At 60.2% G+C, this 12,603-nt stretch carries 11 protein-coding genes and 1 pseudogene; 3 read left to right on the top strand and 9 right to left on the bottom strand.

From position 1 onward, the window contains the following. Positions 1-15: 15 nt before the first annotated feature. The 9 genes and pseudogenes from AQUI_RS0102140 to AQUI_RS30540 all read right to left on the bottom strand — a co-directional run. On the bottom strand, positions 16-942 hold the full coding sequence (locus tag AQUI_RS0102140; RefSeq protein ID WP_027256049.1) for a carbohydrate kinase family protein: 927 nt from the start codon (positions 940-942) through the stop codon (positions 16-18). After that, entirely contained in the window at positions 939-2,462 is a 1,524-nt protein-coding gene (locus tag AQUI_RS0102135; RefSeq protein WP_035919640.1) for a mannitol dehydrogenase family protein, read from the bottom strand. Before AQUI_RS0102135 ends, AQUI_RS0102140 begins: the two co-directional genes overlap by 4 nt. Further along, positions 2,462-3,235 carry an L-iditol 2-dehydrogenase gene (locus tag AQUI_RS0102130; RefSeq protein ID WP_027256047.1) on the bottom strand — a complete coding sequence of 258 codons (774 nt, stop codon included), beginning with the start codon at positions 3,233-3,235 and terminating at the stop codon, positions 2,462-2,464. Before AQUI_RS0102130 ends, AQUI_RS0102135 begins: the two co-directional genes overlap by 1 nt. Then, positions 3,232-4,236, bottom strand: a complete 1,005-nt coding sequence (locus AQUI_RS0102125) for an ABC transporter ATP-binding protein (protein ID WP_027256046.1) — start codon at positions 4,234-4,236, stop codon at positions 3,232-3,234. The genes AQUI_RS0102130 and AQUI_RS0102125 overlap by 4 nt, the downstream gene beginning before the upstream one ends. A gap of 12 nt (positions 4,237-4,248) precedes the next feature. Next, a complete protein-coding gene (locus tag AQUI_RS0102120; protein ID WP_027256045.1) occupies positions 4,249-5,079 on the bottom strand; it encodes a carbohydrate ABC transporter permease in 831 nt (276 codons plus the stop codon). 10 nt (positions 5,080-5,089) lie between these two features. Further along, positions 5,090-5,920, bottom strand: coding sequence for a carbohydrate ABC transporter permease (locus tag AQUI_RS0102115; protein WP_051371776.1), 831 nt, complete (start codon positions 5,918-5,920; stop codon positions 5,090-5,092). A 245-nt stretch (positions 5,921-6,165) separates the two neighbouring features. Further along, positions 6,166-7,467 carry an ABC transporter substrate-binding protein gene (locus AQUI_RS0102110; protein WP_027256043.1) on the bottom strand — a complete coding sequence of 434 codons (1,302 nt, stop codon included), beginning with the start codon at positions 7,465-7,467 and terminating at the stop codon, positions 6,166-6,168. Between the two features lie 113 nt (positions 7,468-7,580). Continuing rightward, entirely contained in the window at positions 7,581-8,612 is a 1,032-nt protein-coding gene (locus AQUI_RS0102105) for a LacI family DNA-binding transcriptional regulator (protein WP_027256042.1), read from the bottom strand. Between the two features lie 441 nt (positions 8,613-9,053). Beyond that, positions 9,054-9,215: pseudogene (locus AQUI_RS30540) on the bottom strand (IS3 family transposase); the annotation flags it as partial. Between the two features lie 702 nt (positions 9,216-9,917). On the opposite strand from AQUI_RS30540, the gene AQUI_RS32400 reads away from it, so the two are divergent. From AQUI_RS32400 to tnpA, 3 genes are all read left to right on the top strand, one after another. Beyond that, positions 9,918-10,253, top strand: coding sequence for a helix-turn-helix domain-containing protein (locus AQUI_RS32400; protein ID WP_035919566.1), 336 nt, complete (start codon positions 9,918-9,920; stop codon positions 10,251-10,253). Next, positions 10,253-11,578 (top strand): type II toxin-antitoxin system HipA family toxin, encoded by a 1,326-nt coding sequence (locus AQUI_RS0102090; protein ID WP_027256039.1) that lies wholly within the window; start codon positions 10,253-10,255, stop codon positions 11,576-11,578. Before AQUI_RS32400 ends, AQUI_RS0102090 begins: the two co-directional genes overlap by 1 nt. Before the next feature lie 629 nt (positions 11,579-12,207). After that, positions 12,208-12,585, top strand: coding sequence for an IS66-like element accessory protein TnpA (tnpA, locus tag AQUI_RS0102085; protein ID WP_027256038.1), 378 nt, complete (start codon positions 12,208-12,210; stop codon positions 12,583-12,585). Positions 12,586-12,603 lie beyond the last annotated feature (18 nt).

Raw genomic sequence — 12,603 nt, 5'->3', positions numbered from 1 at the left:
CAAGAAAGTGTGCATTTACAGCTCTCCGGCCCAGGGCGGGTTGGCGCCGGCGCGCGACACGGTAATCGCCGCCACTTTCGCACCATGCTCCATTGCCTGCTGCAGAACGTCAGGCGGCAAAGCAGCCAGCTCCGGTTTCGTCAGCCGGCCAAGCTCGGACAGTTTGGAAAGAACGCCCGCATTGAAGGTGTCGCCGGCCCCGACGGTGTCGGATATTTTGGCCCGAACAGCAGGCACACGCACTTCGCCGCCGTTCGCAAGATACCCGGTCGCCCCTTCGCCGCCGCGGGTCAGGATCAGTACGGATGGCCCCCGTTCCAGAAGGATGGACACTTTCTCGCTCAGCGACAGCGGGTCCGGCAGCAGCCAGCTCAGGTCTTCGTCAGAAACCTTCACGATATCCGCCTGCGCCACCATGCGGTCCAGCCGGGCGCGGTACCTGGCCATGTCCTTGATGAACCTGGGGCGGATGTTCGGGTCAATCATCACTGCACGATACGCGGCTTCGCGGTCCAGCAGCGCGGCATAGGCATCGGCGCAAGGCTCAGAGGCCAGGCTGATCCCGCCGAAAAACAGGGCCGAGATCTCCTGAGGAAGCTTAGGCATATCCCCAGGCATCAGCATGCGCCCGGCTGAGTTCTCGTCGAAGAAGCAATAGGTGGCATGGCCATCCACTAGGCGGACAAAGGCCAGCGTGGTGGGGCGGCCGGACTGGATCACCAGCGAAGTGTCAACATGACTGGCCTTCAGAGACTCGGCCAGCTGCCGCCCGAACATGTCGGTAGACAGGCCGGTCAGCATCCCGGCCCGCACCCCAAGCCGCCCCAACGCAATTGCTGTATTGAACATCGCCCCTCCGGGATGAGGCACAAACCCGTCCGGTCCGTCCCCAGTTGGCGCGGGGATCATGTCAATCAGGGCTTCTCCGCTGCATAGGATCATGTTTCCAAGCCCCCCTTGGCCTGCTCATGCCCGGTATAGGCGCGTAAAGCAGCTTCGCACCCTTCCGACCAGATCAGGCTGAGCCAGCGGGAAAACTCCACAGCGAACCGCTGGTTGGTGGCCAGATCACTGTAGATATGTTGCTGTTCGAGCCAGGCTTGCGGATGCAGCCTTGCGGCCATTGCAGCCTCAGTCAGCGCTTCCCAATAGGGGTCGTTGGCTTCAATCCCGGTTTTGTCCTCCCGCGTGCCCGCACACATGCGCGCCCAAAGCGCCTCGACCAGGCTCAGGCCTGCGATCGGGCCGTCTGCTGCCAGCGCGTCACGCAGAATAGGATGGACAAATCCCGGGTGCCGGGAGGAGCCGTCAAAGGCAACCCGCCGGACCGTGTCACGGATGGCGGGGTTGGAAAAGCGCCGCTCGATCAGTTCCGCATAGTCTTGCGGGTTCATTCCCGGAACAGCTGCAACGTAGGGGGCAATCTCCTTTTGTTGGACCTTGCGGAACAACGCGGCAATCAGCGGATGCGCCATGCAATCGGCGATAGTCTCCACCGACAGCATCTCTCCGGCATTAGCCAGAACCTGATGGCCCGCATTCAAAATGCGGATTTTCATCACTTCGTAGTCATGCACGGACGGTGTGAACACCGCCCCGGCCTTGTCCCAATCGGGGCGGCCCGCGCAGAAGTCATCCTCTATCACCCATTGGCGGTAGTTTTCATGGGTGACGGGGGCGGCATCTTCGATGCCCAGTTCGCGGGCAAGGGTGACTTCGCCAGGGCCGGTTGCAGGCACGATGCAGTCGACCATCGAGTTCGGGAAACTGCAGGTCTGGTCGATCCAATCCGCCAGCTCCGGGTCGGTGAGCCTTGCCAGCGAGACCACCGCCTGCCGGGTGGCGTTGCCATTACCGCGCAGGTTGTCACAACTTTGAACGGTAAAGGGGCCCGCTCCGGCATCGCGCCTGCTTTTCAGCGCAGCTGCAATGGCTCCGAAAACAGTGCAGGGACGGGTTGGATTCTCCACGTCATGACGAATGTCGGGGTGCCGCACATCCAGCCCGCCGGTAGCCGGGTCCAAGAAATAACCGCCCTCGGTCACGGTCAGCGACACGATGCGGATTGCGGGATCGGCCATGGCGCGGATCAGCTTGCCGTTCCCGTCTTCTATCGACAGGTAATCTATCATCGACCCGGTGACCTCGGCAGAGACGCTGCCGGGCGCCAGTTCGATCAGGGTGGTCAGGCAGTCCTGCGCCAGAAGTTTCTGCCGCATCGCGGCATCATAGGGGCGCACCCCGGCGCCGATGATGGCCCAATCCTGTGCCAGACCCTCCTGCATCAGCCGGTGCAGATACCATGCCTGGTGGGCGCGGTGGAAATTGCCGAGGCCGATGTGGATGATCCCCGGCTTCAGCGCAGCGCGGTCGTATCCGGGGCCTGCAACACCTTCGGGCAGATCCTTCAGCGCTTCCTGGTTCAGTTTAACCGGCGTTCTTTGTGCTGTTTCGCGTTCCATCAGCTCATCCATTGTCCGCCATCCACATTGTAGGTTTGGGCGACGACGTAGTTGGCCTCGTCAGAGGCCAGAAGGACGGCCATGCCGGTCAGGTCCTCCGCCCGTCCCAAGCGGCCGTAAGGCACCGCCTGCGCCACCTCTTGCTTCTTCTGGCCCGGCGCCTTGCCCTCATGTTTCGCAAAGAGCGCATCGACCCCGTCCCAATGCTCACCCTCCACCACACCGGGGGAGATGGCGTTCACGTTGATCCCGTGCCGGATCAGATTGAGGCCGACGGATTGGGTCAGGCTGATGACGGCGGCCTTGGTGGCGCAATAGACGGCAACCAGCGGTTCTCCGCGCCGGCCGGCCTGGCTGGCCATGTTGATGATCTTGCCGCCCCCGCCGCGTTCAATCATGTGCCGGGCCACCGCCTGCAGAGTGAACAGCGTTCCGGCGACATTGACCGCAAAGGCGCGATCGTACTCGCCGCGGGTAATTTCCGCCAACGGAGCAGCGGTGAAAACGGCTGCGTTGTTGATCAGGATGTCGATCCGGCCCAGCTCTGAGACCGTTTGGGCAACGGCCTGTTCGATGCTGGTCTGATCGGTGACATCCAGCGGGACGGCAACCGATCCGCCGCCCAGTTCCTCAGCCGCTGTCTGCGCGCCGCCGAAATCAATATCGGCGATGGCTACACGGGCGCCTTCGCGGACATAGGCCTCTGCGAAGGCGCGGCCGATCCCGCGGGCGCTGCCGGTGATCAGCGCTGTTTTGCCTGCCAGCCGTTTCATGCGATCCGCAGCCCTTCGGCATCGAACTTGTGAATCACATCGGCGCGCGGCGTCATGAAGATGCGGTCGCCGTGGCGGAACCCCACTTCGCCACCGGCGCGCACGGTGATGGTATCCGCCAGACCGGTGCCATGGACGTGGAAGAACGTGTCAGACCCCAGATGCTCTGAGACGCTGACCACACCCGACCAGGTGCCTGTCTCGCCGGACACCTCGATATGCTCGGGACGGATACCAATGGTGTGGGCGCCGTGTTTGGCAGCTTCTTCGCCCTCGATGAAGTTCATCTTGGGCGAGCCGATGAAGCCTGCCACGAACTTGTTGCGCGGTGTGTGATAGAGTTCGAGCGGTGAGCCGACCTGTTCAATCACGCCGGCATGAAGCACCACGATCTTGTCAGCCATGGTCATGGCTTCGACCTGGTCATGGGTCACATAGATCATAGTGGTTTCCAGCCGTTCGTGCAGTTCGGAGATTTCCAGCCGCATCCCCACGCGCAGGGCCGCATCAAGGTTCGACAGCGGCTCGTCGAACAGGAACGCCGAAGGCTCCCGCACGATGGCGCGGCCGATGGCCACCCGCTGGCGCTGCCCGCCGGACAGCTGGCCGGGACGACGGTCCAGGTAATCGGAAAGGTTCAGCGCATTGGCGGCGGCTTCGATGCGGCGGTTCTGTTCCTCAACCGGGACCTTGGCCATCTTCATCGGAAAGGCGATGTTCTTGCGCACCGACATGTGCGGATAGAGCGCGTAGGACTGAAACACCATCGCCAGGCCGCGCTTGGCGGGCGGCACGTGGGTGGCGTCCTGCTTGTCGATGCGGATCTGGCCGGAGGTCACGTCTTCCAGCCCGGCGATCAGCCGTAAGAGGGTGGACTTGCCGCAGCCCGAAGGGCCGACGAAGACAGTGAATTCGCCGTCGTCGATGGTCAGGTCCAGGGGCGGGATGACTTGCAAGTCGCCAAAGTTCTTGGAGACCTTGTCCAGAGTAATACGTCCCATGTCTTTGTCTCCTTATTTCACAGCGCCGAAGGTCAGGCCGCTGACAAGTTGCTTCTGGCTGAACCAGCCGAGGATCAGGATCGGGGCAATGGCCATGGTGGAGGCCGCGCTCAGCTTGGCGTAGAACAGGCCCTCAGGACTGGAGTAGCTGGCGATGAAAGCGGTGAGCGGCGCCGCCTTGGCGGCAGTCAGGTTGAGTGTCCAGAAGGCTTCGTTCCAGGCCAGGATCACGTTCAAGAGAAGCGTCGAGGCGATGCCGGGAATGGCCATCGGCGTGAGGATGTAGAGCACCTCTTCGCGCAGGGTGGCGCCATCCATCCGGGCCGCTTCGAGGATCTCTCCGGGGATTTCCTTGAAGTAGGTGTAGAGCATCCAGACGATGATCGGCAGGTTGATCAGCATCAGCACGATGACCAGCCCGGTCTTGGTATCCAGCAGCCCCAGTTTGATGAAGATGAGGTAGATCGGGTAGAGCACACCGACGGCCGGCAGCATCTTGGTGGACAGCATCCACAACAGGATGTCCTTGGTCCGTTTCGAGGGCACAAAGGCCATCGACCAGGCGGCGGGCACCGCGATGATGATGCCCAGAATGGTGGAGCCGCCGGCAATGATGATCGAATTCCACAGGAACCGGCCGTAGTCGGAACGCTGCTGCACCACCGAATAATTCTCCAGCGTCCAGTCAAAGAACAGGAAGACCGGCGGATCGCTGATGGCCTGGGCCTCGGTCTTGAAGCTGGTCAGGATGGTCCAGAGGATCGGGAAGAAGATCAAGAGGCCCACACCCCATGCCAGGGCAGTATTCAGGGCTTTGCGTTGCGATGTGATTGCACGTGCCATGAGGGCCTCCTTACGCGTCCAGGTTCTTGCCGACGATGCGCATCAGGAAGATGGCAACGATGTTGGCGAGGATGATGGCGTAGACCCCTCCGGCCGAACCCAGCCCGATGTTCTGGCTTTCCAGCACCCGCTGGAAGATCAGATAGGTCAGGGTTTTGGTGCCAAAGGCGCCTTGGGTGGTGACAAAGATTTCGGCAAAGATCGAAAGCAGGAAGATCGTCTGGATCAGCAACACCACGGTGATGGCGCGCGACAAGTGCGGCAGGGTTATGTAGGCAAAGCGCTTCACGGGCGGGGCACCATCCATTTCCGCGGCCTCCAGCTGTTCACTGTCCAGCGACTGGATGGCGGTCAGCAGGATCAGCGTTGCAAAGGGCAGCCATTGCCAGCTGACGATCAGGATGATCGACTGGGTCGAAGCCTCGGTCAGCCAGACCAAAGGCTCGGCGCCGAAGGCCCGCCACACATGGGCCAGTAAGCCATTCACGGGGTCCATGAACATATTCTTCCAGACCAGCGCCGAAACGGTGGGCATCACGAAGAAGGGCGCGATCACCAGGATGCGGACAACGCCGCGGCCCCACATCGGCTGATTGAGCAGAGTTGCCAGCAGCACGCCCAGAACCACGGTAATCGCCAGAACACCGCCAACGATAACCAGTGTAGCCTGTACGCTGGGCCAGAAAGCGCTGGAGGAAACGAAGCGGACGTAGTTGTCAAAGCCGACCCAGCCCAGGTCGCCGCCCCGCAGCGGCAGGAACTTCTTGAACGAGAAATAGAGCGTCATCGTCAGTGGCACGAGCATCCAGCCCAGAAGCAGGATCACGGCCGGCGCCATCATCAGCCGGGCTGCGGTGCGGGCGTGTTTCGTGCCGCTCTGGTGGTCCGCCGCAGCGGGCTGGCTTTCCGGCTTGGGCGCGGGCGGGGCCATCGTCAGCCGGTCCGCGGATTGGGAGTGTTGCGTTGCCATTTGGTGTACCTCCTCCGTTGACGGCACGCGTGCCGCCTTGGACGATTATGCGCTCTGGGGGATCGCTGGGGCCAGAGGGCGGCGGCTTGGCCGCCCCCGGGTGTCCGTGCGGGAGATCAGTAGCCTGCGGCTTCCATCTCGTCGGTGGTCAGTGCCTGAGCCTTGGCCAGGGCTTCATCGACGCTTTGCTGACCAGCCAGCGCAGCTGCAAATTCCTGGCCGACCTGGCCTGCGATGCCGGCAAATTCGGGGATCGCTGCGAACTGGATGCCGACATAGGGAACCGGGTCTACCGTCGGATTGGTGGGATCGGCCGACAGGATGCTTTCCAGCGTCATCCGGGCAAATGGCACGTCCTTGTAGTTGGGGTCTTCATACAGAGAGGTGCGCGCACCTGGCGGCACGTTGGCCCAGCCTTCTTTCGCGGCCACCAGCTCAATGTACTCCTTGGAGGTGGCCCACTGGATGAACTCCTTGGCAGCATCCGTTTTCTGGGTGCCTGCAGGGATACCCAGCGCCCAGGCCCAGAGCCAGTTGCCGCGTTTGCCCTTGCCTGTATCCGGCGCCAGCGCAAAACCGACCTTGTTGGCGACTGTCGAGTCGTCGGGGTTGGTCACGAAGGACGCCGCTACGGTGGCGTCGATCCACATGCCGCACTTACCCTGCTGGAACAGCGACAGGTTCTCGTTGAAGCCGTTGTTCGACGCGCCCGGAGGGCCAGCGTCGTTCATCAGGTTCACATAGAACTCCAGGGTTTCCTTCCACTCCGGCTGATCAAACTGGGCTTGCCAGTTCTCGTCGAACCAGCGCGCACCAAAGGCGTTGGCGGTGGCGGTCAAAAAGGCCATGTTCTCGCCCCAGCCGGCCTTGCCGCGCAGGCAGATGCCATAGATCCCGTTGTCCTTGTCGGTCATGGCGCGGGCGGCCCCGGCAACGAACTCCCAGGTCGGGGCGTCTGGCATCTCAAGGCCCGCCTTCTCCATCAGGTCGGTCCGGTACATGATCATGGAGCTTTCGCCATAAAACGGCGCGGCATAGAGCGTGCCATCGACGCTCAGGCCGCCGCGCATGGCCGGCAGGATATCATCGGCGTCATATTCGGCAGGCAAGTCATCCAGCGGCACCAGCCAGCCGTTCCTGCCCCAGATCGGCGTTTCGTACATGCCGATGGTCATGATGTCGAACTGGCCGCCCTTGGTGGTGATGTCGGTGGTCACACGCTGGCGCAGCACGTTTTCCTCCAGCGTCACCCATTCGACGACGTGGCCGGTCTTGGTGGTGAAATCGTCTGTCAGACCCTGCATCCGGATCATGTCGCCGTTGTTTACGGTGGCGATGGTGATGGTCTCGGCAGAGGCACTGCCTGCTGCGATCAGTGAAATGGCCGTTGCCGCACCCAATGCGTACTTAGCAAACATCCTCTACCTCCCTGTTGAGATGTCGCCTCCAAGATTACCGGCGCCGGTGTGCTGGCGTCAATTTATTTTTTACGCGCGTAAAGTTTGAGGTGCTTGCCCGAAAAATCAGCAGCTTAGGCGGACCCCCGCATGACCAACCGGCCGTCAAACAGTGTTTCCTCCCGCGAATCAGCCGGTTTTTCCGCCTCAATAAGGTTCATCAGTGTCTCAGCACTTTTCCGGGCGATGGCTTCGTAATCCTGCGAGACCGTCGTCAATGTCGGGCAAGTGTAGCGGGAGAACGGGTGGTCATCATGCCCGGCTACCCGCATGGTGCAGTCTGTGCCCAGACCAACCCGTATCCCAGCCTCATAGGCCGCCGACAGGAAGCCGATAGCAAGGCGGTCATTGCTGCACAGGATCGTATCGGTTGGCAGGTTCCTGTCACGGACCACCCGAGTTCCTTCCCGAAAGCCGATCTCTTCAAATTCCCAGCCTTCACCGGCGGCCTGGATCAAATGCGGTGTGTGGTTCAGCCGTTCCATGGCGGCGAGATAGGCGTGGCGCCGTTTGTAGGCGTTAGGGTTCGAGGGCTCCTTCATCTCAAAGAATGCCGGTGGTTCGCCTGTCCTGCATAGGTAGTCCACAATAAGATCAATGCTTTGATCGTTGTTTGAACCTACAAATGCCAGACCCGCGGAGCCGACATTGGCGTCAAACAGCACCGTCGGAACCTCTTCGCAAAAGGCGGCAATGCGCGCCTGATCCGATGCCCGCCCCAAGGGGGCGAGCAGAACACCGGCCGGTTTGAGCAGCCGCAGATTCTCGAGGTTTTCGATCTCCTGATCTGGGCTGCCGTGGGAGCCCAGCAGGACCGGCCGGTACCCGGTGCTCAGAATGTGCTCTTCAATATTACGGGCGATTTCCGCAAAGAAGGGGTCAGCCAGATAGGGAACGATGATGCCGATGTTCTTGGTCAGACGGCGGTTCTGATTGATTGCATAGAGGTTGGGTCGGTAATCGTAGCGGTCGAGCGCAGCTTCGATGCGCTGCCTGGTCGAGGCCCTTACGCTGGACGGGTCGTTGAAGAATTTCGACAGCGTCGGACGGGAAATGCCGCTGACCGCCGCGAATTCCTCCATGTTCCGTATCTTTTTGTCATCCATGAAGGGGCCCGCTTTGTCTGCACTGGGTATGGCAAGGTCAATGCGACCCTGCCAGAAAGGCTTCCGTCATAGTAATTGACGCGCGAAAAATTTCCCACCCTGTTTCGCAAATGGCATCACCACTTCTGGAAAACATGTGCCGCAACACCGTATGTGCGCGTCCTCCTGCGGCGATGCCATGAGCATTTATCAATGCAAGAAAGACGTTCTTGAAGATGGTATCTTAATCTTGGTGGGCCAAAGGAATTAGGAGTTAATCGCTATGCCAGCGTCCAGCACAGCCATCGCCAGCAGGAATGCCTAAGGGAGATACCCGAACGAGTAAGTAAGTTTTATGCGTCCCAACGTATGAGCTGTTCTGGATTCTTTGCGTAGGTCAGAGATTGTGCACCTGAGATGCACTGACTTGGGACAGTTTGAAGGCGTCGGCTGCTTCACTTCCTTGCGTATCCGCTGCTCCAAAGCGGCCTGCCCAGGCCGGCGGGATTTGTTGCGATAGGTTCTCGGATCGAGCCGGACCACCTCGCGGGCCCAGCGGACCGACACTTGCCAATCCGCCCGTATCCCGTCGACCAACGTGCTTTTCCGGGCAGGCCTCAAAGCTAATGGGATGGTTCACCCCGCCGCCCTAATTGGCAATCGTGTGGTCCAACACCAGAGGAGGTTCCAGAATGCAAAATCCACCCAAGACATGCGCCGTTTTTGGTATCGATATTGGAAAGACAGTGTTCCACGTCGTTGGTCTCGACACTTCAGGAGTACCGATCCAATAAGCGAAGTTCCGGCGTGAGACACTGCTGCAATTCTTTGAACAGGCAGAACGAACCCTCGTCAGCATGGGAGCCTGCCCAGGCTCCCAGTGGCTGGCCAGAAAGCTCAAGGAAATTGGCCGTGACGGCCATATCATTCCGGCTCAGTTCGTCAAGCCGTACGTAAAGTCCCACAAGAACGACCTCATCGATGCCGAGGCGATTGCGGAAGCGCAACAAGAGCTTGGAAGAGATGCGGACACAAGAGACCTTCTGATCGCTATTCTAGTCGCGCAGACAATGGTGTGTGCCTGCGTACTTAAGGCCGCGGGAATAATCGCTGCACCCATCTCTCGCGCGGTTGAGGGTGGTGTCATCGAACGGATAGGTTGAAAGATCTGAGGTTGGATCAAGTTGTGTCTCAAAATTAGGTCATTATCTTCGCTTTTTGGGTTAGTGGTCCAGTTTCGGATCATTGTTGGCAATTTACTTAAGGATCTAATGTTGATACATTAGCTCTTCGCTGCGACTTACCGTTCCCAAAATGGATCACTAAATGTCATCAGGCAAACCCATCAGTGTACTGGCCAAAGAGCTGGGAGAGCGCCTTTCCAGCTACCGGCTCTCGCGAAACCTCCGCCAGCAAGATGTGGCTGAGCGCGGCGGCATATCCCGCGGCGCGGTTGCCCGCATTGAAGCTGGGGAGGGCGGCACGATCGATAGCCTCCTGCGGATCATGCAGGCGCTCGACATCGGGGATCGCGTCGAGATACTGCTCCCGGATGCCAGCCTCAGCCCGCTCGACCCGCGAAGCGAAATCGGTCCGAGGCAGCGAGCACGGAGCGGGCACACCGAAAAGTCCGCCGAAGAACCTTGGAGTTGGGGTGAGTAATGGCAACACGCGCAGATGTACGCCTTTGGGGTCGCAGGATCGGGGCGGTCCTGTGGGATGAACGCCGCTCGACTGGCACGTTCGAATACGAGCCATCCTTCCTGCTTTCAAACATAGAGATTGCGCCTTTGACGGTCCCCCTGCGTGCTGGGCCGTTCGATTTTCCAGCCCTTCCATTCGGTACCTTCCATGGTTTGCCGGGACTGCTCGCTGACAGTCTTCCTGACCGCTTCGGGAACGCGCTGATCAACCGCTGGCTTGCCGAGCAAGGCCGTCCGATAGACAGCATGGACCCGGTGGAGCGCCTTCTCTACACCGGCCGCCGCGGCATGGGTGCTTTGGAGTTCGAGCCTGCCGCCGGCGTGCGCCGTGAAGATGGGGCGCCGGTGGACATCGCACCCTTGGTGGAACTGGCGAACCGAGTTCTGAACGATCGCAGAGAGCTTTCCGGTGTAATGACTGGCAAGAACCAGGAGGAAGCTCTCGCAGAAATCCTTCGGGTCGGAACTTCCGCAGGTGGCGCGCGCGCAAAGGCGGTACTCGCCTGGAACGAAGAGACCGGAGAATTTCACTCCGGCCAGCTCAAGGCCGGCCCTGGATTCACGCAATGGCTTTTCAAGTTTGACGGGGTTGCCAAGAGCGGCGACCACGGGCTCGCTGATCCCCAAGGGTTTGGCCGCCTTGAGTTTGCCTGCTACCGGCTAGCCAGAGAGGCCGGCGTAGAGATGATGCGGTCCCGCCTTCACCACGAAGGCGGCCGCGCGCATTTCATGACCCAGAGGTTCGATCGCGATGGGGCGGCAGACAAGGGTCAGAGTGAGAAGCTGCACATGCTCTCGCTCGGCGCGCTGCGCCACTTCGATTTCAATATGCCACGGGGCTATTCCTACGAGCAGGCGCTGGAAACGATCCGGGGGCTCGGACTGGGGCGGGAAACGCTTGAAGAGATGGTGCGCCGGGCCTTCGTCAACGTGGTCATCCGCAATCAGGATGACCACGTGAAAAACATTGCATTCCTGATGGACAGGGCCGGAAAATGGAAGCTCGCGCCGGCCTACGATGTCGTCTACGCGCACAATCCGGCGGGAGATTGGACGAATGCCCACCAGATGACAATCAACGGCAAATCGGACGATTTCATCCTCGAGGATCTGCATCAGCTCGGGAGGATGGCGGACTTGAAACCTCGCCAGACCGAGGAGGTTGTACGCGAGGTCGAGGCCGCGGCAAGCCGGTGGGAGGATTTCGTTGCGGAGGCAGAGGTTCCAGCGGATCTCGCTAGGGGCGCTCGGCTAGGCTTCAGGTTCTTCCTCACCGAAGGCTAAGCTCTCAGCCAGAGCATGCCCATGTATTGTGAACATCCGCGCTCTGATCAGGCGTGGATTTAACGTCTGAAAGTATCGAAACTGGAGAAACGGGGGTGAGTTCGGCCTCGGGGGCCTCAGATTTGTTCCACACCTCACGCAGCAAGCTGCATGTCATTTCAAGCTGCTGATTTAATTGCAAAATTTTCATTATGACAAGGTGACTCTTCAAGACCTGTTTTTGCCCACAATTTAAAGGGGCCAACGGTGCACCTTTGTAAACGCATAAGTGAAATTATGTAAATTAAGCCAGGCTTTCTGACCTGAATTCCGCTGGCACTGCCAAGTTGGTCGGACTCCGCTATCTCGGATAGCGAGGCGCCATGGCGATACCCACCACCTCGATGCCACGCCTGAAGGGCTTTCTGTTGATTTCCGCTGAGATCTGCCCCGGGATTTTCATCAAGAACTGACCCGCCTGATAGTTATGTTCTGGTGGTTATGTCTGGGTCAACGGCTCTATCCCTCCTGTTCTGATTTTGCGGCGGCGGAACTGGCTTTGAAGGTAACCGGTGTCCTGGCCCCACGTTGTAGCGCCTATCCCGTGCTGCGAGATATTGCGCATCTCACAGTGGGGAGTGCGTTTCGCAATGTGCGCTACAAATTCGTTTCTAATTTCGTTGGGTGTCGAGATATACGCGTCGGGTCACCGGCGGTGGCCGGATGAAGCCAAGGCCCGGGCAGTGGCGGATACGCTTGAGCCGGGCGCGACGGTGAATGGCGTGGCGGCGCGGTATGGAGTCTTGCCAAACCAGCTGTCGGCCTGGCGCCGGTTGGCGAAGCGGGGGAAGCTGGTGTTGCCAGCAGCGGAGCTGGACGAACCGGTCTTCGTCCCGCTGGTGGTCTGCGATGTGCCGGAGGTGCAGTCGGAACCGGACATGGCGGCACCGGAAGAGGTGATCCGGATCGTCTCAGGCGAAGTCAGGATCGAGCTGGGGCCCGGCACGCCCGCGACAGATCCAATGTGATCCGTGTAACCGGCCTGC

It is taken from the genome of Leisingera aquimarina DSM 24565 (assembly GCF_000473165.1).
Classification (GTDB): domain Bacteria; phylum Pseudomonadota; class Alphaproteobacteria; order Rhodobacterales; family Rhodobacteraceae; genus Leisingera; species Leisingera aquimarina.
Note: the sequence above shows the minus strand (reverse complement) of the source record. Positions and strands in the feature narration are given on the sequence as shown.

Bases quoted from the DNA above. Each gene is read 5' to 3' on its own strand.
- AQUI_RS0102140 (WP_027256049.1), bottom strand. From the start codon at position 942: ATGATCCTATGCAGCGGAGAAGCCCTGATTGACATGATCCCCGCGCCA.
- AQUI_RS0102135 (WP_035919640.1), bottom strand. From the start codon at position 2,462: ATGGAACGCGAAACAGCACAAAGAACGCCGGTTAAACTGAACCAGGAA.
- AQUI_RS0102130 (WP_027256047.1), bottom strand. From the start codon at position 3,235: ATGAAACGGCTGGCAGGCAAAACAGCGCTGATCACCGGCAGCGCCCGC.
- AQUI_RS0102125 (WP_027256046.1), bottom strand. From the start codon at position 4,236: ATGGGACGTATTACTCTGGACAAGGTCTCCAAGAACTTTGGCGACTTG.
- AQUI_RS0102120 (WP_027256045.1), bottom strand. From the start codon at position 5,079: ATGGCACGTGCAATCACATCGCAACGCAAAGCCCTGAATACTGCCCTG.
- AQUI_RS0102115 (WP_051371776.1), bottom strand. From the start codon at position 5,920: ATGATGGCGCCGGCCGTGATCCTGCTTCTGGGCTGGATGCTCGTGCCA.
- AQUI_RS0102110 (WP_027256043.1), bottom strand. From the start codon at position 7,467: ATGTTTGCTAAGTACGCATTGGGTGCGGCAACGGCCATTTCACTGATC.
- AQUI_RS0102105 (WP_027256042.1), bottom strand. From the start codon at position 8,612: ATGGATGACAAAAAGATACGGAACATGGAGGAATTCGCGGCGGTCAGC.
- AQUI_RS32400 (WP_035919566.1), top strand. From the start codon at position 9,918: ATGTCATCAGGCAAACCCATCAGTGTACTGGCCAAAGAGCTGGGAGAG.
- AQUI_RS0102090 (WP_027256039.1), top strand. From the start codon at position 10,253: ATGGCAACACGCGCAGATGTACGCCTTTGGGGTCGCAGGATCGGGGCG.
- tnpA (WP_027256038.1), top strand. From the start codon at position 12,208: ATGTGCGCTACAAATTCGTTTCTAATTTCGTTGGGTGTCGAGATATAC.